General features: G+C 73.7%; 19 protein-coding genes. 6 read left to right on the plus strand and 13 right to left on the minus strand.

Translation table 11 applies throughout. The features are described from left to right. The 3 genes from AB0I16_RS23575 (at position 1) to pssA (ending at position 2883) form a co-directional block, all read left to right on the plus strand. Complete coding sequence (locus tag AB0I16_RS23575) at positions 1–1215, plus strand: acyl-CoA dehydrogenase family protein (protein ID WP_363251482.1); 1215 nt, start codon at positions 1–3, stop codon at positions 1213–1215. Between the two features lie 170 nt (positions 1216–1385). Continuing rightward, the gene (locus AB0I16_RS23580) at positions 1386–2042 is read left to right on the plus strand and encodes a phosphatidylserine decarboxylase (protein WP_363251483.1); all 657 of its coding nucleotides are present in this window, start codon (positions 1386–1388) and stop codon (positions 2040–2042) included. Then, complete coding sequence (gene pssA / locus AB0I16_RS23585; protein ID WP_363251484.1) at positions 2029–2883, plus strand: CDP-diacylglycerol--serine O-phosphatidyltransferase; 855 nt, start codon at positions 2029–2031, stop codon at positions 2881–2883. The genes AB0I16_RS23580 and pssA overlap by 14 nt, the downstream gene beginning before the upstream one ends. Positions 2884–2993: 110 nt before the next feature. On the opposite strand, the gene AB0I16_RS23590 is transcribed toward pssA, so the two are convergent. From AB0I16_RS23590 to AB0I16_RS23610, 5 genes are read right to left on the minus strand one after another with little or no spacing between them, the layout of a single operon-like run. Next, on the minus strand, positions 2994–4256 hold the full coding sequence (locus AB0I16_RS23590) for an ABC transporter substrate-binding protein (protein WP_363251485.1): 1263 nt from the start codon (positions 4254–4256) through the stop codon (positions 2994–2996). Beyond that, a complete protein-coding gene (locus AB0I16_RS23595; RefSeq protein ID WP_363251562.1) occupies positions 4253–5314 on the minus strand; it encodes a branched-chain amino acid ABC transporter permease in 1062 nt (353 codons plus the stop codon). Before AB0I16_RS23595 ends, AB0I16_RS23590 begins: the two co-directional genes overlap by 4 nt. Before the next feature lie 37 nt (positions 5315–5351). Continuing rightward, complete coding sequence (locus AB0I16_RS23600; protein ID WP_363251486.1) at positions 5352–6242, minus strand: branched-chain amino acid ABC transporter permease; 891 nt, start codon at positions 6240–6242, stop codon at positions 5352–5354. Further along, complete coding sequence (locus AB0I16_RS23605; protein WP_363251487.1) at positions 6239–7066, minus strand: ABC transporter ATP-binding protein; 828 nt, start codon at positions 7064–7066, stop codon at positions 6239–6241. The genes AB0I16_RS23600 and AB0I16_RS23605 overlap by 4 nt, the downstream gene beginning before the upstream one ends. Next, positions 7063–7845 (minus strand): ABC transporter ATP-binding protein, encoded by a 783-nt coding sequence (locus tag AB0I16_RS23610; RefSeq protein ID WP_363251563.1) that lies wholly within the window; start codon positions 7843–7845, stop codon positions 7063–7065. Before AB0I16_RS23610 ends, AB0I16_RS23605 begins: the two co-directional genes overlap by 4 nt. Positions 7846–8195: 350 nt before the next feature. Here AB0I16_RS23610 and AB0I16_RS23615 point away from each other — a divergent pair, with 350 nt between their 5' ends. Next, complete coding sequence (locus AB0I16_RS23615) at positions 8196–9410, plus strand: helix-turn-helix domain-containing protein (RefSeq protein WP_363251488.1); 1215 nt, start codon at positions 8196–8198, stop codon at positions 9408–9410. An 87-nt stretch (positions 9411–9497) separates the two neighbouring features. Here the strand turns inward: AB0I16_RS23615 and AB0I16_RS23620 are convergent, their stop codons facing one another. Then, complete coding sequence (locus AB0I16_RS23620; RefSeq protein ID WP_363251564.1) at positions 9498–10619, minus strand: glycerate kinase; 1122 nt, start codon at positions 10617–10619, stop codon at positions 9498–9500. Positions 10620–10882: 263 nt separating this feature from the next. Here AB0I16_RS23620 and AB0I16_RS23625 point away from each other — a divergent pair, with 263 nt between their 5' ends. Then, a complete protein-coding gene (locus AB0I16_RS23625; RefSeq protein ID WP_363251489.1) occupies positions 10883–11383 on the plus strand; it encodes an NUDIX hydrolase in 501 nt (166 codons plus the stop codon). A gap of 18 nt (positions 11384–11401) precedes the next feature. Here AB0I16_RS23625 and AB0I16_RS23630 read toward each other — a convergent pair whose 3' ends face one another. The 6 genes from AB0I16_RS23630 to AB0I16_RS23655 form a co-directional block, all read right to left on the minus strand. After that, a complete protein-coding gene (locus AB0I16_RS23630) occupies positions 11402–11908 on the minus strand; it encodes a methylated-DNA--[protein]-cysteine S-methyltransferase (protein ID WP_363251490.1) in 507 nt (168 codons plus the stop codon). Between the two features lie 14 nt (positions 11909–11922). Continuing rightward, complete coding sequence (locus AB0I16_RS23635; protein WP_363251491.1) at positions 11923–13416, minus strand: AlkA N-terminal domain-containing protein; 1494 nt, start codon at positions 13414–13416, stop codon at positions 11923–11925. Positions 13417–13494: 78 nt separating this feature from the next. Next, positions 13495–14058 carry an O-acetyl-ADP-ribose deacetylase gene (locus AB0I16_RS23640; protein ID WP_363251492.1) on the minus strand — a complete coding sequence of 188 codons (564 nt, stop codon included), beginning with the start codon at positions 14056–14058 and terminating at the stop codon, positions 13495–13497. Next, positions 14055–15473 carry an NAD(P)/FAD-dependent oxidoreductase gene (locus AB0I16_RS23645; protein ID WP_363251493.1) on the minus strand — a complete coding sequence of 473 codons (1419 nt, stop codon included), beginning with the start codon at positions 15471–15473 and terminating at the stop codon, positions 14055–14057. The genes AB0I16_RS23640 and AB0I16_RS23645 overlap by 4 nt, the downstream gene beginning before the upstream one ends. A gap of 65 nt (positions 15474–15538) precedes the next feature. After that, positions 15539–16366 (minus strand): inositol monophosphatase family protein, encoded by an 828-nt coding sequence (locus AB0I16_RS23650; protein ID WP_363251494.1) that lies wholly within the window; start codon positions 16364–16366, stop codon positions 15539–15541. A 115-nt stretch (positions 16367–16481) separates the two neighbouring features. Continuing rightward, positions 16482–18308, minus strand: a complete 1827-nt coding sequence (locus AB0I16_RS23655) for a gamma-glutamyltransferase (protein ID WP_363251495.1) — start codon at positions 18306–18308, stop codon at positions 16482–16484. Between the two features lie 233 nt (positions 18309–18541). Between AB0I16_RS23655 and AB0I16_RS23660 the strand changes: the two genes are divergently transcribed. Further along, entirely contained in the window at positions 18542–20230 is a 1689-nt protein-coding gene (locus AB0I16_RS23660; RefSeq protein WP_363251565.1) for a GAF domain-containing sensor histidine kinase, read from the plus strand. Position 20231: 1 nt separating this feature from the next. On the opposite strand, the gene AB0I16_RS23665 is transcribed toward AB0I16_RS23660, so the two are convergent. Further along, the gene (locus AB0I16_RS23665; RefSeq protein WP_363251566.1) at positions 20232–21377 is read right to left on the minus strand and encodes an MFS transporter; all 1146 of its coding nucleotides are present in this window, start codon (positions 21375–21377) and stop codon (positions 20232–20234) included. Positions 21378–21480: the final 103 nt, after the last annotated feature.

Genomic DNA, 21480 nt, shown 5'->3' on the forward strand with positions numbered 1-21480 from the left:
ATGAGCCGACTCGCGCAGACCGCAGGTCTCACCGACATCCAGCAGGAGATCCTCGCCACGGTCAGGGACTTCGTCGACAAGGAGATCATCCCGGTCGCGACGGAACTCGAACACCGTGACGAGTACCCGCAGGCGATCGTCGACGGCCTCAAGGAGTTGGGCCTCTTCGGCCTGATGATCCCGGAGGAGTACGGCGGCCTGGGCGAGTCGCTGCTCACGTACGCCCTCTGCGTCGAGGAGATCGCGCGGGGCTGGATGTCGGTCTCCGGCATCATCAACACCCACTTCATCGTCGCCTACATGCTCAAGCAGCACGGCACCCAGGAGCAGAAGGAGACCTTCCTGCCGCGCATGGCGGCCGGCGAGGTGCGGGGCGCGTTCTCCATGTCGGAGCCGGGGCTCGGGTCCGACGTGTCGGCGATCACGTCCAAGGGCGTCAGGGACGGTGACGACTACGTCCTCAACGGCCAGAAGATGTGGTTGACGAACGGCGGAACGTCCACTCTGGTGGCCGTCCTGTGCCGGAGTGACGAAGGACACCCCCGTCCGGAGGCGGCCACCGCCCCCCACAAGTCGATGACCACGTTCCTGGTGGAGAAGGAGCCCGGCTTCGGCGAGGTCCGGCCCGGTCTCACCATCCCGGGCAAGATCGACAAAATGGGCTATAAGGGTGTCGACACGACGGAACTCATCATGGACGGACTGCGAATTCCGGCCAATCGTGTACTCGGCGGGACCACCGGCCGAGGGTTTTACCAAATGATGGACGGCGTGGAGGTCGGGCGGGTCAATGTCGCGGCCCGTGGCTGCGGCGTCGCTCAGCGTGCGTTCGAGCTCGGTGTCTCGTATGCCCAGCAACGCCACACTTTCGGGAAGGCCATCGCCCAGCACCAGGCGATCCAGTTCAAACTGGCCGAGATGGCTACCAAGGTCGAGGCCGCCCATGCGATGATGGTCAACGCAGCACGCAAAAAGGACTCCGGGGAGCGAAACGACCTCGAAGCTGGGATGGCGAAGTACCTCGCCTCCGAGTACTGCAAGGAAGTCGTCGAGGACGCGTTCAGGATTCACGGCGGTTACGGCTTCTCGAAGGAGTACGAGATCGAGCGCCTCTACAGGGAGGCACCGATGCTGTTGATCGGTGAAGGTACCGCCGAGATCCAGAAAATGATCATTGGTCGTCGACTGCTCGAAGAGTATCGATTCCAGGGCTGATTGTCCGATTCGGGGGGATATCTCCGCGAAGAAGATCACACCCTGTCAACACTCTTCGGCCGCCGACTCGGCTTCCTGGCTTGCCCAGTTGTGGCCCGCAACCGATAGCATCCGGAGAAAGCCGCCGTCCCCCATTCCCTGCGCGGCATCATCCGCTACGAAGGTCATCCATGCCCCACAGCCAAACCTCTGCACCACGCGACGGCATTCTCCAGGGACGCCTTGCCCGCGGAGCATCGCCGTGGCTCCTGCCGACCGTCGCCACCGCGGCACTCAGCCTCGTCCGCGCGCGACACTCCAAGGGTGCCGCGGCCGTCGCCGTGCCCGCCACCGCTCTCGCGGCGGGCATGCTGTGGTTCTTCCGCGACCCCGAGCGCGAGATCGCGTCGGGCCGGGTCATCTCCCCCGCCGACGGCGTGGTGCAGAGCATCATGCCGTGGAAGGACGGGCGTACCCGCGTCGCCATCTTCATGAGCCCGTTGAATGTCCACGTCAACCGCGCGCCCCTCGCGGGCACGGTGACGTCCGTGGAGCACATCCCCGGCGGGTTCGTCCCGGCGTTCAACAAGGAGAGCGAGAACAACGAGCGCGTTGTCTGGCACTTCGACACCGAGCTCGGCGACATCGAGATGATCCAGATCGCGGGCGCGGTCGCGCGGCGCATCGTGCCCTACGTCCCGCAGGGCACGAAGGTGGAGCAGGGCGAGCGGATCGGCCTGATCCGCTTCGGCTCACGTGTCGACATCTACCTCCCCGAGGGTGTCGAGGTGGACGTCGAGGTCGGTCAGAAGACCGTGGCTGGGGTGACTCGCATTGACCGTGGTTGATCCCGAGACACAGGCCGGCTGGGTGCCCGAGGCCGTGGAGGACGAGGCCGACGAGGAGATGCCCCTCTCGCTGCGCCTGTCGATAGCGGACACGCTCACGCTCGGCAACGCCACGTGCGGCTTCATGGCGGTGTACTTCACCACCACCGGCATCCTCATCCCGTACGTGCAGGGCAGCACCGAGAGCGGCATGGCGCGGCACTCCGCCGCGACCGCCGTGATCCTGATGCTCTGCGCGGCGGTCTTCGACCTCTTCGACGGACTCGTGGCCCGCAAGCTGCGGTCCTCGCCGATGGGCGCCGAGCTGGACAACCTCTCGGACCTGATCAGCTTCGGTCTGGCCCCCGCGTACTTCGTCCTGGTCTACGGCATGGTGGCCGACGACGCGCACCAGCGGGTGGCGGCGGTGGGCGCGATCGTGGTGCTCCTGGCGGTGGTGCTGCGGCTTGCGCGGTTCAGTTGCGTGACCGTGAAGGACGGCACCTTCCAGGGCATGCCGTCTCCTTTCGGAGCGCTGACGGTGGTCTCCATCGTGCTCCTTGAGCTGCCCTTCATCGCGACGCTCCTGGCGATCATCGGCACGGCCTGGCTCATGGTCAGCCGCGTCGAGTACCCCAAGCCGCGGGGCCCCCTCGCGGTGGCCATGCTCTCGTGGATCGTCGCGGCGATGGGGCTGCTCGCGGCGTGGGCCTTCGAGGCGCCGGGCGGCCAGCTGCTCCTCCAGACCGGCTGTGCGCTCCAGCTCGTCCTCGGTGCGGTGATCCCGCTCTTCGCCACGGCTCGGCGGGTGAACAACTTCCGGGACAACCGGCGTGAGGCGCGTGCCGCGCAGCTGCCGTAAGCGGTATCGGAAAGGGGCCCGGATCGTATGATCCGGGCCCCTTTCGCGTGCCGTCCTGCCGTCGTGCCGCCCTGCCGCCTTTCATCGTGCTACGTCCTTCGGACGCGTCCTCAATCGTCCGACGGGCGGTACGTGGCTGCCTGTTTCGCCGCCTCGGGCTCCCGTACGACCCTCATGCCGCCCGTCGCCTTCTCGTCGGGCCGGAGGATGACGCTCTGCCGGGACGACGGGGCCTTCGGGTCGCTGAAGTCCTGGGGGACGCCGAAGCCCGAGTCGAAGGCGTCGATGGCCAGCAGGGCCTTGCCGACGCCGGCCCGCGTGAGGTCCTTGTCCGCGCATGCCTTCTTCAGGGCCTCGCCGAAGACCGCGGCGGCCGTCCAGCCGGCGACGACGCCGTTGTCCAGGGTGTCCTTGGGGTAGGCCTTCCGGTAGTCGGCGACGAGCTTCTTCGCCGCCTCCGTGTCCGCGCCGATGGGCAGCGTGGGCGAGGCGACGTAGTAGTTCTTCTGCAGGGCGGGGCCCGACTGCGTGGCGAGGAGCTGCGGGGCGAACGCGGAGTTGTTGCCGATGACCGGGACGTCGAAGCGGCCCGCCGCGGCGACGCCCACCAGGGACGCGGCCTGGCGCGGACCCGCACTGACCACGATGCCCTTGACGCCGGCCTTCTTCAGCGCGGAGACCTGGGCGGTCATGTCGTTGTCCGTCGGCTTGATCTTCTGCTCGACGACCGTGAGGCCCGCCTCGTCGGCCATGTGCGCGGAGCCCTTCAGGGCGCTCTCGCCGTAGTCGCCCTCGAAGTAGACGTGGCCGATCTTGTCGCCCTTCTTGAGCCCCTTCTCCTTCATCAGGAAGTCGATCGCGTTGATCGTCTCCAGGTCGTACGTGGAGCCGATCACCCGCACGTAGGCGTTGCCCAGGAGGTTCGACGACCAGGCCTGCGGCAGGACGAGGCCCTTGTTGCCCTCGATCCGCTGCTCGACGGCGGCGACGAACGGCGAGCCGATGAACTGGGCGAAGCCGAGGACCTTCGGCTCCAGCTCGGTGTAGGCGGCGACGGCCTTCTGCGGGTCGTAGCCGTGGTCGCGGACGGTCAGCTTCAGCTCGCGGCCGCAGATGCCGCCGTCGGCGTTGGTCTGGTCGACGTAGAGCTGCTGGGCCTGGGTGACGCTCTTGCCGAGGGTGGCGTAGACCCCGGTCATGTCGGTGAGCACCCCCAGGTCGATCGTCTTGCCCGAGACGCCCTCGCCGGTCTTCACGCCGCCGGCGCTCCGGGACGCGTCGTCGCCGTCCTCCGCCTTCGAGCTGCACGCGGTCAGCGCGAGGAGCGCCGCCAGCGCGGTGGCGGCCGCCGTGGCCCTGGTCAGTGTGTTCATGCTGTCTCCCCTGAGGTGCCTGGAGTGGGTTTGCTGCGCCGGGCGGTGATCCTCACCAGGCCGCCGGGCAGGAAGAGGACGACCGCCACGACGGCGGCGCCGTACAGGTACCGGGACGCCTCGCCCGGTGAGACGCCGCCGCTGCCGGGGGCCGAGACGAGGGGCAGCGCGTCGCTGTACCGCGTCAGGAGCTGCGGCAGCAGGGAGACGAGGGCCGCGCCCGCGACCGCCCCGGAGACCGAGCCGAGGCCGCCGATGACGATCATGGCGAGGTATTCGAGGGACAGCGTCATGCCGAAGTAGTCCGGCACGGTCCGCTGGAAGACGAGGGCGAGCAGCACCCCGGCGAGGCCCGCGTACATCGACGACAGGACGAAGACCCCGGCGCGGTAGCGGGCCACCGGCACGCCGATGACGCCCGCGGCGACCCGGTGGTCCCGGATGGCGTTCATGGCCCGGCCCGGACGTCCGCGCAGCACGCCCCTGGCGAAGAGCCCGCAGGCCAGGAGCAGCACGAGGCCCGCGTACCAGAGTTTCTCCGCGGTCCCGAACGGGACGGCGGCCACGACGGCCTCGCTCTCGTCGAAGGTGAGGCCGAAGAGGTGCAGGGGCGGGACGTCGCGCCCGTTGGAGCCGCCCGTCAGATCGTGGGCGTTGAACAGCACGTGCTGCCCGATGAAGATCAGCGCGAGGGTCGCGATGCCCAGGTAGGCGCCCCGCAGGCGTCCCGCGATGGGGCTGAAGAGCCCGCCCGCGAGCCCGGCGAGCCCCACCGCGAGGGTGGCCGCGAGCCAGGTGGGCAGACCGAGGCCGGTCAGGCCGTCGCCGCCGTCCCCGGCGAGGACGCAGTACCCGTACGCCCCGATGGCGAGGAAGAAGGCGTGGCCCATGGAGAGCTGGCCCGTCGCGCCCGTGAGGAGGTTGATGCCGATGGCGCCGATCGCCGCGGCCATCGCGAACAGGCCCGCCTGGAGCCAGAAGCGGTCGAGGTAGAAGGGCAGGGCGAGGAGGACGGCCGCGACGGCGGCCCAGGCGTGGGCGCGGCGGCGGGTGAGCAGGTTCCGGCCCGCGGAACGGGCGGAGCGCGCGAGGACGTCAGACACGGGCCAGCTCCTTCGTGCCGAAGAGCCCGGCGGGCCTGATCAGCAGGATGACGGTCATCACGAGGTAGGGCGCGAGGTCGCCGAGGCCGCGCCCGAGGAAGGTCAGCTCGCTCTGGTAGCCGGTGGCGAGGGCCTCCGTCACGCCGACCACGAGGCCGCCGACGAGGGCGCCGGTCGTGGAGTCGAGGCCGCCGAGGATCGCGGCGGGGAACGCCTTCAGGGCGGCGAGGGACGTGGCGCGCTCCAGGCCCGGCGTCGGGAAGACGGTGAGGAACAGCGCGGCCACGGCCGCCAGCGCCCCCGCGACCGCCCACGCGCCCAGTGACACCCTGCCGAGCCGTACGCCCATCAGCGCGGCGGTCTGGGGGCTCTCGGCGGCGGCGCGCATGGCCACGCCCCAGGAGGTGTAGCGGAAGGCGAGCAGGAAGACGGTGATGAGCAGGGCCGCGGTGACGAGGGCGGCGACGCGGGTGTGGGCGATGGAGATCGGCCCGACGGTCAGCACGGCGTCGCCCCAGGGGTCGCCGAGCGGCAGCACGTCGGTGCCGAGACGCCGGGCCAGCTCGGTGGTGAGCAGGATGTCGACGCCGATGGTGACGATGGCGAGGACGCTGTGGTCGCTGCCCCGGTAGCGGCGCATGACCAGGTACTCGACGGCCGCGCCGACCACGGCGGCGCCCGCGACGCCCACGAGCAGCGCCGGCCAGAAGCCGAGGTCGTCGTGGAGGGACGCGGTGATGTAGCCGCCCGCGAGGAGCAGGGAGGCGTGCGCGAAGTTCACGACCTCGGTGGCGCGGAAGATGACGACGAAGCCGAGGGCGATGAGGGCGTAGACGGAACCCATCGACAGGCCGTTGAGGAGGAGCTCGAAGAACGTGCTCATGGGCGGGGCTCCCCTTCGTCCGTACGGTCGTCCGCGCGCTGGTCCGCGCGGTCGCCCTCGCCGAGGTAGGCGCGGACGACCGCGGGGTCGTTCTGTACGTCGGCGGGGGTGCCGTCGGCGATCCTGCGGCCGAAGTCCAGTACGGTCACCGCGTCCGCGAGCCGCATCACCACCCCCATGTCGTGTTCGACCAGGACGATCGAGATGCCGAGGCTGTCGCGGACGCCCGCGATGACGGCGGCGGTGCGGCGCCGCTCGTCGGCGGTCATGCCCGCCACGGGCTCGTCGAGGAGCAGCAGGCGCGGCTCCATGCACAGGGCGCGCGCCAGTTCGGCGAGCTTCTGCTGGCCGTAGGGCAGGGCGCCCGCGGGCAGGTGGAGCTGGCGTTCCAGGCCGACGAAGGCCGCGATCTCGCGGACGCGTTCGCGGTGCCTTCGCTCCTCCTTGGCCGCCGAGGGGAGCCGCAGGCCCGCGGCGACGAAGCCGGTGCGGGTCAGCCGGTGGCGGCCGAGCAGCAGGCTGTCGGCGACCGTGGCGCGCGGCGGCAGCGCGAGGTTCTGGAAGATGCGGGCGACGCCGAGGCCCGCGATGCGGTGGGGGCGCATGCCGGTGAGTTCGTGCTCCCCGAAGCGGACGCTGCCGCTGGTGGCGCGGTAGACGCCGGACAGGACGTTGAAGCAGGTGGACTTGCCGGCGCCGTTGGGGCCGATCACGGCGTGCACGGTGCCGGGGCGGACCGTGAAGCTGACGGCGTCCAGGGCGGTGAGCCCGGCGAAGCGGACGGTCACGTCGCGCACGACGAGTGCGGGGGTCCCCGGCGTCATCGGCCGGCCTCCCAGCGGGGCAGCTCCGGCAGTGCGCCGAGGCCCCGGGAGGCGTCGGCCGCCGCGTCCTCGTCGACCACGCCGAGGTAGCGGCGGCGTACCTCGTCGGAGGCGGCGAGTTCGTCCGCGGGGCCCGAGAGGGCGACCTCGCCGACGTCGAGCACGTACGCGTGGGAGGCGAGCCGCAGTGCGAGCGCGGCGTTCTGCTCGACGAGGAGCACCGAGGTGCCCTGTGCGTTGATCTCCCGGATGGTGTCGGCGATGCGGGCGGCCATCAGCGGGGCGAGCCCCAGGGACGGCTCGTCGAGGAGCAGCAGGCGCGGCGAGGCCATCAGGGCCCTGCCCACGGCGAGCATCTGCTGTTCACCGCCGGAGAGCAGCCCGGCGCGCTGTCCCGCGCGGTCGGCGAGGACGGGGAACAGCTCGTGGACGCGGCGCAGGGCCCGCGCCCTGGCCGTGCGCGAGCCGGTGGAGCCGAGGGCTCCGGCGCGCAGGTTGTCGGCGACGGTCATCCGGGCGAACACCTGTCTGCCCTCGGGGACCTGGGAGATCCCCGCCGCCACGACGCGCTCCGGCGCGAGGCCGTCGGTCCGCCTGCCCTGGAAGCGGACGTCTCCCGAGGTGAGCGTCCCGCCCTGGAAGGAGAGGGTGCGGGAGACGGCGCGCAGGAGCGTCGACTTGCCCGCGCCGTTGGAGCCGAGCACCGCGACGACGGCGCCGTCCGGCACGTCGAGCGAGACCCGGCGCAGCGCGCGCACGGGGCCGTAGCCGACCGACACCTCCCGTACGGCGAGACCGCCGCCGGGCGCGGCGCCGCCGCCCTGTCCCGGGGCGCGCGCGCCCGTGCCGAAGCCCTTCACGATCCTGCCGCCCACGTACCGACCCCCAGTTCCCGCACGGCCCGTCCGCCGTCGCGTGGCGCTCACCCCAGCACCGCGGGACCCGGCCGTCCACGGCCCGGCGGGGAAACGCTGCGGGGGACCAGCGGCGGTGCCCCGCCGTTGTGCAGCCGCACAACACCGCGTGTCAGGGGCCTGACCGAGGGGCCCGCCCCATGGCATCCTCCGCACCAACGACGTCCCGGTGACCTCCGCGGTGACGTCCGGGAGCGCGGCGACGAGGGGGAACCATGACCGGACCCACGAACGGGCGCAGGCCACGGACCGGACACGACTGGCGTCTGCTGAAGGAGGCGTGCACGGCGCTGCTGCCGCGCGTGCCCGAACTGGTCGACGAGCATCTGCGCCAGCTCTCCGACCACTCACCGGTGTTCGGCCGCGTCCTGCCCCACGACGTGCACTGGCGGGAGGCCGAGGAGGCCATGCGGATCGGCATCGAGGCGATCTCGGCGCCGCGGGCCTCGCCGCGCCGCGACCTGGAGTACGCGGAGGAGGCGGGGCGGCGCAGGGCCCAGCAGGGGCTCCCGCTCGACCTGCTGATCCACTCGTACCGGAACGCGGGCTACCTGGTGTGGGACTCGCTCCTCGAAGGCGTCGCCGGCCGCGACCCCGAGAAGCTGGCGGTCCTGATGCGGTCGGCGACGATGGTGTGGTCGGCGGTGGACGCCCAGGCGGCGGTCGCCTCCGACGCCTACCGCGCGACGGAGCTCGAACTGCGGCGCCGCACGGACGAGCAGTTGCAGGCGCTGCTCGACGCGCTCCTGGAGGGCCAGGCCACGCCGGGGCTCGCCGCGCGCGCGGCGGCCGGGCTCGACCTGCCGGAGCACGGCCCCTACGCGGTGGTGGTGCTGCGGGTGGAGCGGCGCGACGGGCGCGAGGCGTTCCACCGGCAGATCCAGCGGACGGGGTTTCGCTTCATCTGGCGGATGCGGACGGACTGCGAGGTCGGCGTGGTCGCGCTGCGTGCCGAGGAGGGCCTGGACGGGCTCGCCCGGCTCCTGGACGGGCGGTGTCCGGGCCCCGGCGGGATCAGCCCCGTGGTGGGCGGCCTCGCGGACCTCGGCCACGCGCGCCGCCTCGCGGAACTGGCCCTGCGCACCTGTCCCCCGGACGCGACCGGCATCGTCCGGCTCGACCAGCGGATGCCGGCCGCTCTGGTGGTGAGCCAGCCGGAGCTGGCGGGGCGCCTCGTGGCCGACGTGCTCGGCGAAGTCCTCACCGTGGAGCCGTCGGACCGCGCGGTCCTCCTGGAGACCCTGGACACCTGGCTGGACTGCGAGGGCTCGGCGGGCCGGGCGGCGGCCCGCCTCTACTGCCACCGCAACACGGTCTTCAACCGCCTGCGCCGCCTGGAACAGCTGACGTCACGCTCCCTGACGAGACCGAGGGACCTGGTGGAGGTCACCCTGGCCCTGGAGGCCCACCGCCTGGCGGGCGCCCCGTGAGGGGCGCGGGGAACCGCGCGAGCGACCCGGAACAACCCGCACCCGCGCAGAAGCCCCGGCCGGGCGGACGCCCCGGGCCGCGGGACCCTAGGCCAGGTAGTCCCGCCCCAGGGCCTCCGCGAGCTGCTCAAGCAGCGGCCCCGCCTCGGCGATGCACCGCTCGACATCCGGCTCCACGTCCGTGAGGGCGTACGCACGCCGGATGCCGGCGCGGCCGAGCGCCTCCGCGGGAAGGGCGAGCCGCCCGCAGACGGCGACGACCTCGATCCCGGCGGCCCGGGCCGCCGCGGCCACCCCGGCGGGGGCCTTGCCGTGGAGGGTCTGCTCGTCGAGCGAGCCCTCCCCCGTGATCACCAGCGTGGCCCGCTCCAGCGCGGGCGCGAAGCCGAGGACGTCGAGCATGACGTCGATGCCGGCCCGGAAGCTCGCCCCGAGCCCGACGAGCGCCCCGTAGCCGATGCCGCCCGCGGCCCCCGCGCCGGGCGCCTGCGCGTACTCGGCGGCCCGGGGCCCGACGGCCTTCTCCAGGACCGTCGCGAAGTGCGCGAGTGCCGCGTCGAGCGTGGCGACGTCCTCCGGGGTGGCCCCCTTCTGCGGACCGTAGACCGCGGGCGCGCCCTTCGGCCCGGTCAGCGGGTTGTCGACGTCGCTGGCGAGGACGGTCTCGACGTCCCGCAGCCGCGGGTCGAGGCCCGAGAGGTCGGCGGTGGCGAGTGACGCGAGCGGCCCGCCGCCCGGACCGACGGGCGCGCCGTCCGCGTCGAGGAAGCGGGCGCCGAGCGCGGCCAGCATGCCCGCGCCGCCATCGGTCGTCGCGCTGCCGCCGACGCCGAAGACGATGGTGCGGGCGCCCGCGTCCAGCGCGGCCCCGATGAGTTCGCCGGAGCCGTACGTCGTGGCCGTGAGGGGCGCGAAGACACCGTCGGGGAGCAGTTGCAGCCCCGATGCCTCGGCCATCTCCACCACGGCGGTGCCGTCCTTCAGCGCGTACGCCGCCGTGACCGGCTCGCCGAGCGGGCCCGTGACGCGCACCTCCCGGCGTTCGAAGCCGCCCGCGACGGCCGCGGCGACCGTGCCGTCACCGCCGTCGGCGACCGGCAGGGCCTCGACCCGCACACCGGGGGCGGCGCGGTGGAGCCCGGCCGTCACACGCTCCGCGACCTGCACGGCCGTGAGCGAACCCTTGAACTTGTCCGCGGCGATGAGCACATGGGGCGCCCGCTCGCGCCGCGCCTGCTGCTCGCTTCCCGCCGTCCCTGCAGCGTCCGCCACCTTGCATTCCCCTTGCTACTTGGGCCTTGCTCACGTCAAGGCAGTCGCGCCGCTGCGACCATAACCGCAGGAGGGGCTCCCTGCCCATGGCCGCCCGCGCGGCGAGACGGCACGGCGGGTGGGATCGTCATGCTTTCGCACTACATTTCGGGCGCCGTCACGGGAGAAATGATCGATCAGACCCTGGGTACGCTTCCCGGATGAGCACCCAGGACTACGCCACGTACATCGCCGGACTGCCGCGCGTCATCGTCGGAGCCGCCGCGCTCTTCCGGGACGCGGAGGGCCGCGTGCTGCTCGTCGAGCCCAACTACCGCGAGGGCTGGGCGCTGCCCGGCGGCACCGTGGAGTCGGACGACGGGGAGACGCCGCGCCAGGGCGCCCGCAGGGAGACCGCCGAGGAGGTCGGCCTCGACGTCGCGCTCGGACGGCTGCTCGCGGTGGACTGGGTCCCCGCGAGGACGGCGGACATCCGGCCACCGCTGGTCGCCTACCTCTACGACGGCGGCGTGCTCACCCCGGAACAGCTCAAGTCGATCCGCCTCCAGGAGGAGGAGCTGCTCTCCTGGCGCCTGGTGGACCCCGAGGACGTCACCGAGCTGCTGTCCGCCTCGCTGGGCCGCCGCGTGACGGCCGCGCTCGGCGTCCTCGCGCGCGGCGACCACACGGCGGAGCTGGAGGACGGGCACCGGGTCGGCTGACCCGGCGCCTCGGTGGTGTCAGAACAGGGCGTCGGGACGCCCGCCGCCCGGGCTTCCGCTCTCGAAGGCGAGGAGCCGCTGCTTGCGGTCGAGCCCGCCGCCGTACCCCGTCAGGCTGCCGTTGGCGCCGACGACGCGGTGGCACGGCACGATGACGCTGATGGGGTTCTTGCCGTTGGCGAGGCCGACGGCGCGGGACGCGCTGGGCCTGCCGAGGAGTCCGGCGAGTTCGCCGTACGTCCGGGTCTCTCCGTACGGGATGCGGAGGAGTTCGTCCCAGACCGTGCGCTGGAACGGTGTCCCGTCGAGCCGGAGCTCCAGGTCGAACTCCGTCAGCTCCTCCGCGAAATAGGCCTCCAGCTGGCTGATCGCCTCTCCGAAGGGGCGCTCGTCGCGGGCGCCGAAGGTCTCCTGCCCCGGCCGGTGGCGCTGGTCGGTCATGTACAGGCCGCTGAGGACGCCGTCGGTGGCGACGAGCGTCAGCTCCCCGTAGGGGCTGTCCAGCACGGTGTGCACACGTTCCATGGTCACGTCCTCACTCACGCATCCCGCCCGGGGATGGAGTTGATCGGGTGGTCGTCGACGGCCCAGAGGTACTGCACCGCGTAGGCCCGCCAGGGCCGCCAGGCGGCGGCGCGCGCGGTGAGCGCGGCGGGGGTGTGCGGCAGGCCCAGCTCGCGCGCGCTGCGCCGGATGCCGAGGTCGGAGGGGAGGAAGGCGTCGGGGTCGCCGAGCGCGCGCATCGCGATCACCTCGACCGTCCAGGGCCCGAACCCCGGCAGCGCGGTGAGCCGGTCGCGCGCCTCGTCCCAGCCGGTGCCCGAGCCGAGGCTGATGCCGCCGTCGGCCAGATGGCGCACGAGGGTCGTCAGGGTGGTGCGGCGGCTGCGGGGCAGCGCCAGCGAACCGGGGTCGAGGGAGGCGAGCCGCTCCGGTCCGGGGAAGAGGTGGGTGAGGCCGCCCTCCGGGTCGTCGACGGGCTCGCCGTACGCGGTCACCAGGCGTGCCGCGTGGGTGCGGGCGGCGGCGGTGGAGACCTGCTGGCCGAGGACGGCGCGCACGGCGAACTCGGCCTCGTCGACGGTACGGGGCACCCGTCGCCCGGGAGCCTTGTCGACGAGAGGGGCGAGCAGCGGGTCGGCGCGCAACTGGCCGTCGATGGCGGCCGGGTCGGCGTCCAGGTCGAGCAGGCGGCGGCAGCGGCTGATCGCGATGGTCAGATCGCGCAGGTCGGTCAGGCTGAGGCGGCAGCCGATGTGGTCGGGGTGCGGGGTGAGGGCGGCGATGCCGTGGCCGTAGGGCAGGCTCAGGGTCCGCCGGTAGGCGCCGTCGCGCCACTCCTCCACCCCCGGCACGCCGGTCGCGATGAGGTGCCCGAAGAGGTTGTCGGGGTTGAGCGGCGCGCGGAACGGCAGCCGCAGGCTGAGCACGCCGGACGTGCCGGACGCGGCGGTCCCGGCGGCGGCCCGCTTCGGCACCCGGGCCCGCAGCTCCCCCGGGGCGAGCGCGAAGACCTCGCGGACGGTGTCGTTGAACGTACGGATCGAGGAGAACCCGGCGGCGAAGGCGATGTCCCCCATGGGCAGCGCGGTCGTCTCGATGAGCAGCCGCGCGGTCTGCGCGCGCTGGGCGCGGGCGAGCGCGAGGGGGCCCGCGCCCAGTTCGGCGAGGAGCTGGCGCTCCACCTGGCGGGCGCTGTAGCCGAGCCGGGCCGCGAGACCGGGGACGCCTTCGCGGTCGACGACGCCGTCGGCGATGAGACGCATGGCGCGGGCCACGAGGTCGGCCCGGTGGTTCCACTCGGGCGAGCCGGGGCTGCTGTCGGGGCGGCAGCGCTTGCAGGCCCGGAACCCGGCCTGCTGGCAGGCGGCGGCGCTCGGGTAGAAGGTCATGTTCCGGTCCTTGGGCGGCACGACCGGGCAGCTCGGGCGGCAGTAGATGCGGGTGGTGAGGACGGCCGTGAAGAACCAGCCGTCGAAGCGGGCGTCCTTCGACCGCACGGCACGTACGCAGCGCTCGGTGTCGGTGTGCATGTGCTCAAGCATTTCGGATTCCCCGACCCCTGACTGGCGAGAATCCGACATCAACCTCGCGCGGCCGGGACCGGCGCGTCACCCATCGCCCTGGGTGGCCGGCTCCGCCGCGAACACCTCGTACGCGGCGCGGTCGTGGAGCACGAACCGCACCTCGTCGAGGTGCTCGGGGTCGGCGGCCTCCCGGACCGTGCGGAGGGCGATGCGGGCGGCGTCGTCGACCGGCCAGCGGTACACCCCGGTCGAGATCGCGGGGAACGCGACCGTACGCGCCCCCAGCTCGGCGGCGACGCGCAGCGACTCGCGGTGGCAGGAGGCGAGCAGCTCCGAGCGGTCCTCCGTGGCGGACCAGACGGGCCCCACGGTGTGGATGACGTGCCGCGCGTGGAGGCGGCCCGCGACGGTGGCGACGGCACGGCCGGTGGGCAGCCCCTTGCCGTACCGCGCGGCGCGCAGCCGCCGGCAGTCGGCGAGGATCTCGGGTCCGCCGGCGCGGTGGATCGCGCCGTCGACGCCACCGCCGCCCAGGAGCGAGGAGTTGGCGGCGTTGACGACGGCGTCCACGCGCTGCCGGGTGATGTCGCCCTGGACGAGCACGACGGGCACGGGCACGACGGGCACGGGCTCGCTTTCCTCCTTCATGCGGCGCGCAGCCGCTTCCAGACCGCCTTGGCGGCATTGTGCCCGGACATGCCGTGGACGCCGGGGCCCGGTGGTGTCGCCGACGAGCAGATGAAGACGGCCGGGTGCCGGGTGCCGTAGGGGAAGAGGGAGAGCTTGGGCCGCAGCAGCAGTTGCAGCCCTCGCGCGGCGCCGCAGGCGATGTCACCCCCCACGTAGTTGGCGTTGCGCGCGGCCAGTTCGGGCGGGCCCGCCGTGGCGCGGGCGAGGACGCGGTCGCGGAAGCCGGGCGCGAAGCGCTCCAACTGGCGCTCGACGGCGTCGGTCAGATCGCCCCGCCAGCCGTTCGGCACATGGCCGTACGCCCAGAAGACGTGCTTGCCCGCCGGGGCGCGGGAGGGGTCGACGAGGCTCGGCTGCGTGGTGATCAGGAAGGGGGCGTCCGGCGCGCGCCCCTCGCGCGAGACGGCCCGCAGCGCGGCGCCGATCTCGCGGCTGTCCGCGCCGACCTGCACGGTCCCCGCGGAGCGCGCCTCTTCCGCCGTCCAGGGGACGGGGCCGTCGAGGGCGTAGTCGACCTTGAAGACACCGGCTCCGTAGCGGTAGTTCTCGTACACGTTCCCCAGGTCCGCGATCCGGGCCAGCGCGGTCGGCGAGGTGTCGAAGACGTAGGCGCGCGCGGGCGGGAGGTCGTCGAGCCGCTTGACCTCGTAGTCCGTGTGGACGGAGCCGCCGAGGTCCGTCAGGTACCCGGTGAGCGCGTCGGCGATCGACTGGGAGCCGCCGCGGGCGACGGGCCAGCCGCGGGCGTGCGCGGCCAGCGCGAAGACCATGCCGACGCCGCCGGTGACGATGCCGTCGAGGGGCGCGATGACGTGTGCGACGAGACCGGCGAAGAGGGCGCGGGCCCGGTCGTCGCGGAAGCGCCGCATCAGCCACGTCGACGGGGGCAGCCCGGCGAGCCCGAAGCGGGCGAGGGTGACGGGGTCGCGCGGCAGGGCGCTCATCGGCAGGGACATGAAGTCCTTGAGCAGCACGTCCCAGTGCGGCAGGAAGGGCTCCACCAGGCGGCGGTACGCCCCCGCGTCCCGGGGGCCGAAGGAGGCCGCGGTCTCCGCCACCGAGCGGGAGAGCACGGCGGCGCTGCCGTCCGGGAAGGGGTGCGCCATGGGCAGCGGGGCGTGGAGCCACTCCAGGCCGTACCGGTCGAGGGGCATGTCGCGGAAGGCCGGGGAGTTGATCGCCAGCGGGTGCGCCGCTGAGCAGGGGTCGTGCCGGAAGCCGGGCAGCGTCAGCTCCTCGGTGCGCGAACCGCCCCCCACCGTGCTCTTCGCCTCGAAGACGGCCACGGAGAGGCCGCGCCGGGCCAGCTCGACGGCGGCGGTCAGCCCGTTGGGCCCCGCCCCCACGACGACGGCATCAAGCATCGACGGCACCTGGACTCCTTCGTCAGCCGGTGGCCACTGCCGCACAGGATAGGCCGGGGCCGGGCCCCGGGCTCTCAGGCCCCCGCGGCGAGGAGCTCCACGACCCGGCGGGCGGTGGCGGCGTCGCGCGCCGCGGTGAACGGCAGCGCGTTGCCACCGGCCAGGCGGAAGGGCTCGCCGCTCAGCGTGAGCGAGGCGCCTCCCGCCTCGGCGACGAGCAGCAGCCCGGCGGCGTGGTCCCAGGCCAGCTCCCACGAGAAGGCGACGGCGTCCAGCGCGCCCCTGGCGATGGCCAGGTATTCGAGACCCGCCGAGCCGCACGGCCGGGGGCGCACGCCCTCCGTCCGCAGCCCGAGGAGTGCGTGCTTCTGCTCCTCGGTGGTGAAGTCGGGGTGCGAGGTGGCGACTTCGAGCGTCCGGCCGGCGCCGGGCGAGCCCGCGGTCAGCCGCTGTCCGTCGAGCCAGGCTCCCTTGCCGCGGACCGCCACGGCGAACTCGTCGAGCGCCGGGGCGTACGTCCAGGAGGCCCGGACCTCGCCGCCGACCGAGAGGGCGACGAGCATGCAGAAGCCGGGGTCGCCGTGGACGAACTGCCGGGTGCCGTCGACGGGGTCGACGATCCAGACCGGGGCGTCGCCGCCTATCGCCTCGTAGATCGTCGGGTCGGCGTGGACGGCCTCCTCGCCGACGACGACCGAACCCGGCAGGAGGGCGGCCAGGTCGGCGGTGAGCTGCTCCTCCGCGCGGCGGTCGGCCACGGTCACCATGTCGTGGGGGCCGCTCTTCTCCACGACGTCGCCCTCGGCGAGCTGCCGGAAGCGGGGGGTCACCTCGGCCGCGGCGGCCTTCCTGAGGGCCTCCTCGACATCGTGGACGCCTTGGGTCAAGAACTCTTCGATCATGCCTTCCATGAGAGCACGCCCCACTGACAACGCGGACGCCCCGGGTGAACGCGGGGCGAATCCCGGGGGAACCCCTGGCTCCGCCCCCGCCGGGCCGGGGCCCCGCGCGCCGCGCTCACCGCCCCACCGCGTACCCCTGCATCCCGCGCGCGTTCGCCGCCGCCGAGAGGACCCCGCTGCGGGGGTCGCGCGCCACCGCGCACAGCCTGCCCTCCGACCACGGGCCGCCCACCAGGACGTCGTGTCCGCGGCGCCGCAGCTCCGCCACGACCTCCGGAGGCGTCCTCGACTCCACCGTCACGCTGCCGGGCCGCATGCCACGGGGGTGGAAGGAGCCGGGGAAGCTGTCCGTGTGCCAGGCGGGGGCGTCGATCGCGCCCTGGAGGTCGGGGCCGCCCCGCACGGGGTCGCGCAGCGCCACCCCGAGGAAGAAGTGGACCTGCCACTGGTCCTGCTGGTCGCCCCCGGGCGAACCGAAGGCCATGACGGGGACGCCGTCCCGCAGGGCGAGCGACGGGGTCAGGGTGGTGCGCGGCCGCCGGCCCGGGGCCAGGGAGTTCGGCAGGCCCTCGTCGAGCCAGGCCATCTGGAGCCGCGTGCCCAGCGGGAACCCCAGCTCGGGCACGACGGGGTTGGACTGGAGCCAGCCGCCGCTCGGCGTGGCGGAGAGCATGTTCCCCCAGCGGTCGACGACGTCGACGTGGCAGGTGTCGCCCCGCGTCCCGCCGTCCCCGGCCACGGTCGGCTCCCCGCCCCCGAAGGCGGCGGTGGCCGCGGCCGCCCCGTCGCCGGCCGCCACCGCGAGGGCGTGCGCGGACAGCCGCGGCGGGCGTCCGCCGGGCGCCCCCGGCCGCAGTGCGTACGAGGCCGTGTCCCCGATCAGCTTCCTGCGCCCCGCGTTGTACTCCGCCGACAGCAGCTCGTCCACGGGGACTCCGCCGTCCCCCGCGTCCCCGTACCAGGCCTCCCGGTCGGCCATGGCCAGTTTGCACCCCTCCACCAGCAGGTGGACGTACTCCGCCGACCCGTACGCCGGAAGCTCCGCGACGTCCGGCAGCAGCGCGAGCTGCTGCAGGAACGCGGGCCCCTGGCTCCAGGGCCCCGCCTTGCACAGCGTCCAGCCGTTCCAGTCGTAGGTGACCGGGTCCTCGTACGAGGCGGACCAGCCCCGCAGGTCCGCCGCCGACAGCGTCCCCGCGTGGCGCGACCCGCTGGTGTCCATGGCCGGCACCCCGGCCTGCCGGACCAGGGCCTCGGCGATGAACCCCGTGCGCCACACCTCCCGCGCGGCCTCGATCACCGCGACGCGCTCCCCCGCCCCTGCCCCGGCCCGCGCCGCCGCCTCCGCCTCCGCGAGCAGCCGCCGCCACGTCGCCGCGAGCGCCGGGTTGCGCAGCGGCTCACCGGGGCGCGGCGGCTCGCCGCCCCGGAGGTACACCTCGGCCGAGGAGGGCCACTCGGTCGCGAAGAGTTCCCGTACCGTCTCGACGGTCTCGGTGACCCGCTCCACCGGCGGGTGCCCGTCCTCCGCGTATCCGATGGCGTACGTGAGGACGTCGGCGAGCGGCTTCGTGCCGTGGTCGCGCAGCAGCACCATCCACGCGTCGAACGCCCCGGGCACGGCGGCGGCGAGCGGCCCGGTGCCGGGCACGAGGTCGAGGCCGAGCGAGCGGTAGTGGGCCGGGGTGGCCCCGGCGGGCGCGGGGCCCTGGCCGCAGAGCACGCGGACGTCGCCGCCGGCCGGCGCGAGGATGATCGGCACCTCGCCCGCGGGCCCGTTGAGGTGCGGCTCGACCACGTGCAGGACGAACCCCGCGGCGACGGCGGCATCGAAGGCGTTGCCCCCGTCCTCCAGGACGGCCATCGCGGACTGCGAGGCGAGCCAGTGGGTGGACGACACCATGCCGAAGGTGCCCTGGAGGGTCGGTCGCGTCGTGAACACAGTGCCTCTTACCTCGCTGTCTGCGGACGTCGGCCGGATGATAGGCGCTCGGAACGGATCTCGGGGAGGGCCGGGGCCGTACCGAACGACCGGATACAACACACGCGTTCGAGTACGCGGAGGCCGTTCAGGCATGATGAGGGGGTGCGGGTGCCGGAGGCACCTTGTCGGAGGGAGCGGGAGTGGCGGAGAGTCCGGCGCGGGGGCGGAAGGGCGGTCCTGCGGCACCCCAGTTGCGGCTGGACGAGCTGCTGGAGGGGCTGCAGGCGCAGGTGGAGCAGGTCCGCGCGACCCGGGACCGGGTGCACACGCTCCTCGACGCGGTCCTCTCCATCGGCACGGACCTGGATCTCGACGTGGTGCTGCGCCGGATCACCGAGTCCGCCGTCACGCTGGTCGACGCCCGGTACGGGGCCCTCGGCGTGCTCGGCGACGAAGGGAAGATCCGGCAGTTCATCACGGTCGGCATGGACGAGGACACCATCCACGCGCTCGGCCACTACCCCGAGGGCAAGGGCATCCTCGGGCTGCTGGTCCGCGAACCGGAGCCGCTGCGCCTGACCGACCTGGGCCGCCATCCCGACTCGGTGGGCTTCCCCGCCGGGCATCCGCCGATGACCACGTTCCTCGGGGCGCCCGTGCGCGTGCGCGACCAGGTCTTCGGCAACCTGTACCTGACCGACAAGCAGGGCGGCGCGGAGTTCGACGAGGACGACGAGGCGGTGCTGCGCACGCTCGCCGCGGCGGCCGGCGTCGCGATCGACAACGCCCGCCTGTACGAGGACTCCCGCCGCCGGGAGCGGTGGCTGGCCGCGAGCAGCGACCTGACCCGGAGCCTGCTGTCGGGCACCGACCCGGCCCAGGTGCTCCGCAAGATCGCCTCGACCGTCAAGGCCCTGTCGGGGGCGGACCTGGTGACGCTGGCGGTGCCGTTCGACGGCGGCGACGAGCTGGTGGTCGAGGCCGCCGACGGTGCGGGCGCCGAGCGGGTCCACGGCCTCGTGCTGCCTGCCACCTCGCCGGCCGCGGACGTCTACCGCTCCAACCAGCGGATCACCAGCGGTTCGCTCTCCGACGAACCGCGGGCGGGGGGCGGCTCCGCGGCGCCGGCCGGCCTCGGGCCCGGCTTCCTGCTCCCCCTGGGCGGCGGCGAGCACGTCCGCGGGGTCCTCCAGGTCGCCAACCTCCCCGGCGGCGCGGAGTTCTCGGAGACCACCATGGCGATGATCAGCGGCTTCGCCGACCAGGCCGCGCTGGCCCTGGAGATCGCCGAGCACCGGCGCGAGGCCGACCAGTTGCTGGTCCTCACCGACCGCGACCGCATCGCCCGCGACCTGCACGACCTGGCCATCCAACGCCTCTTCGCCTCGGGGCTGACCCTGAACTCGGTGCTGGGCAGGGTGGCCGACCGCCCCGAGGTGACCGAGCGCGTCCAGCGGGTCGTCGACGACCTCGACGACACCATCAAGACCGTGCGGGCCACGATCTACGCCCTGCGCGAGCGTGACCGCTCCGACGGGCGCGGCGGGCTGCGCGCGAAGCTGCTGGCCGAGACCGACCGGGCCGCCGCCGTACTCGGTTTCGCTCCCGCCCTGCGCATGACCGGCCTGCTCGACACCGATGTGCCCGCCGAGCACGGCGGCCAGCTGCTCGCGGTGGTGCGCGAGGCGCTGTCGAACGCCGCCCGGCACGCGCGCGCCACCGCCGTCGAGGTCACCGCGGAGACGGACGGCAGCAGGCTGCGGCTGCGCGTCGCCGACAACGGCACCGGCATCGATCCGGCCACCGACCGGCGCAGCGGCCTGGAGAACCTGCGCCGCCGCGCCACCGACCTCGGGGGCACCTTCACCGTCGGGCCGAACGGGCCCGCCGGCACCGTCGTGGAGTGGACGGTGCCGCTCCCCGCGCGGGACGGGGCCTGAGTCAGGCCGCGGCGCGGACCCCGGTCAGGGTGAGGACGAGCGCCGCGGCGGCCACGAGCGCGAGGAGCGCGAGACCGGCCGCGTAGGAGCCGTACGCGCCGTACAGCGAGCCCATCACCAGCGGCGGCAGGAAGCCGCCCAGGCCGCCCGCGGCACCGACCACGCCGGTGACCGAGCCGACCTGGTCCGCCGGGCACACCCGGGCCACCAGGGCGAAGACGGCCCCGCTGCCCGCGCCGAGCGCGGCGGCCAGGGCCAGGAAGGCGACGGTGCCCGTCGGCGCGAGGGCCGGGGTGAACGACTGCACGGCCGCACCGGCCGCCACCACGGCCAGCGACCCGGCGAGGACCCGGACCGGGCCCACGCGGTCCGAGAGCCAGCCGCCGGCCGGGCGCATCGCGACCGCGAGCAGCACGAACCCGGCCATGCGGTTCGCGGCGTCCGCCTGCGTGAGGCCGTAGCCGGTCTTGAGGTAGGTGGGCAGGTAGACGGAGAAGGCCACGTAACCGCCGAAGGCCACCGCGTACAGCGCCGAAGCCTGCCAGGTGATGCCGAGACGGAGCGTGGCGGCCAGGCGGCGCCCCATCGACCCGGTCGGCACGGCGCAGCCGGGGGCGTCGCGCAGCAGCGTCGCGGCGGTCACCGCGTACACGGCGAGGACCCCGGCGGTGATCAGGAACGGCGTCCCCATGCTGTGCGCGTCGACCAGCTTCACGGTGGTCAGGGCGCTGATGGCGGTGCCGCCCATGCCGGCGCCGAAGACGCCGATGGCGAGGCCGCGCCGCTCGGGCGGGAACCAGGCGGTGACGAAGGGCACGCCGATGGCGAAGGCGGTGCCGCCGATGCCGAGGAAGAACCCGCCGGCCAGCAGCGCGGCGAGGGAGGAGTGCCCGGCCTGGCCGAGGTGGAGCACCGGCACGATGGTGGCCGCCGACACGATCGGGAACATGATCCGGCCGCCGAACCTGTCCGTCAGCGCGCCCACCGGGACGCGTCCCAGGGAGCCGACCACGACCGGCACCGCCACCAGCAACGACTGCTCGAACGACGACAGGCCGAGGCCGTCCTTGAACCGCGGGCCCAAGGGGCTCAGCAGCGCCCAGGCCCAGAAGTTCACGGCGAAGCCGACCGTGGCCAGGGCCAGCATCAGCCAGGCCCGGCGCGGCACCGGAGTGCCCGACGGCGCGCTCCCGCTCCTCGACTGCAACGACGACTGGACCATGTTGCCCGTCCTCTTCTGTAAGTTCCGC

It is taken from the genome of Streptomyces sp. NPDC050703 (assembly GCF_040654435.1).
Lineage (GTDB): Bacteria > Actinomycetota > Actinomycetes > Streptomycetales > Streptomycetaceae > Streptomyces.

Bases quoted from the DNA above. Each gene is read 5' to 3' on its own strand.
- AB0I16_RS23575 (WP_363251482.1), top strand. From the start codon at position 1: ATGAGCCGACTCGCGCAGACCGCAGGTCTCACCGACATCCAGCAGGAG.
- AB0I16_RS23580 (WP_363251483.1), top strand. From the start codon at position 1,386: ATGCCCCACAGCCAAACCTCTGCACCACGCGACGGCATTCTCCAGGGA.
- AB0I16_RS23590 (WP_363251485.1), bottom strand. From the start codon at position 4,256: ATGAACACACTGACCAGGGCCACGGCGGCCGCCACCGCGCTGGCGGCG.
- AB0I16_RS23600 (WP_363251486.1), bottom strand. From the start codon at position 6,242: ATGAGCACGTTCTTCGAGCTCCTCCTCAACGGCCTGTCGATGGGTTCC.
- AB0I16_RS23605 (WP_363251487.1), bottom strand. From the start codon at position 7,066: ATGACGCCGGGGACCCCCGCACTCGTCGTGCGCGACGTGACCGTCCGC.
- AB0I16_RS23615 (WP_363251488.1), top strand. From the start codon at position 8,196: ATGACCGGACCCACGAACGGGCGCAGGCCACGGACCGGACACGACTGG.
- AB0I16_RS23625 (WP_363251489.1), top strand. From the start codon at position 10,883: ATGAGCACCCAGGACTACGCCACGTACATCGCCGGACTGCCGCGCGTC.
- AB0I16_RS23630 (WP_363251490.1), bottom strand. From the start codon at position 11,908: ATGGAACGTGTGCACACCGTGCTGGACAGCCCCTACGGGGAGCTGACG.
- AB0I16_RS23635 (WP_363251491.1), bottom strand. From the start codon at position 13,416: ATGCACACCGACACCGAGCGCTGCGTACGTGCCGTGCGGTCGAAGGAC.
- AB0I16_RS23640 (WP_363251492.1), bottom strand. From the start codon at position 14,058: ATGAAGGAGGAAAGCGAGCCCGTGCCCGTCGTGCCCGTGCCCGTCGTG.
- AB0I16_RS23650 (WP_363251494.1), bottom strand. From the start codon at position 16,366: ATGATCGAAGAGTTCTTGACCCAAGGCGTCCACGATGTCGAGGAGGCC.
- AB0I16_RS23665 (WP_363251566.1), bottom strand. From the start codon at position 21,377: ATGCTGGCCCTGGCCACGGTCGGCTTCGCCGTGAACTTCTGGGCCTGG.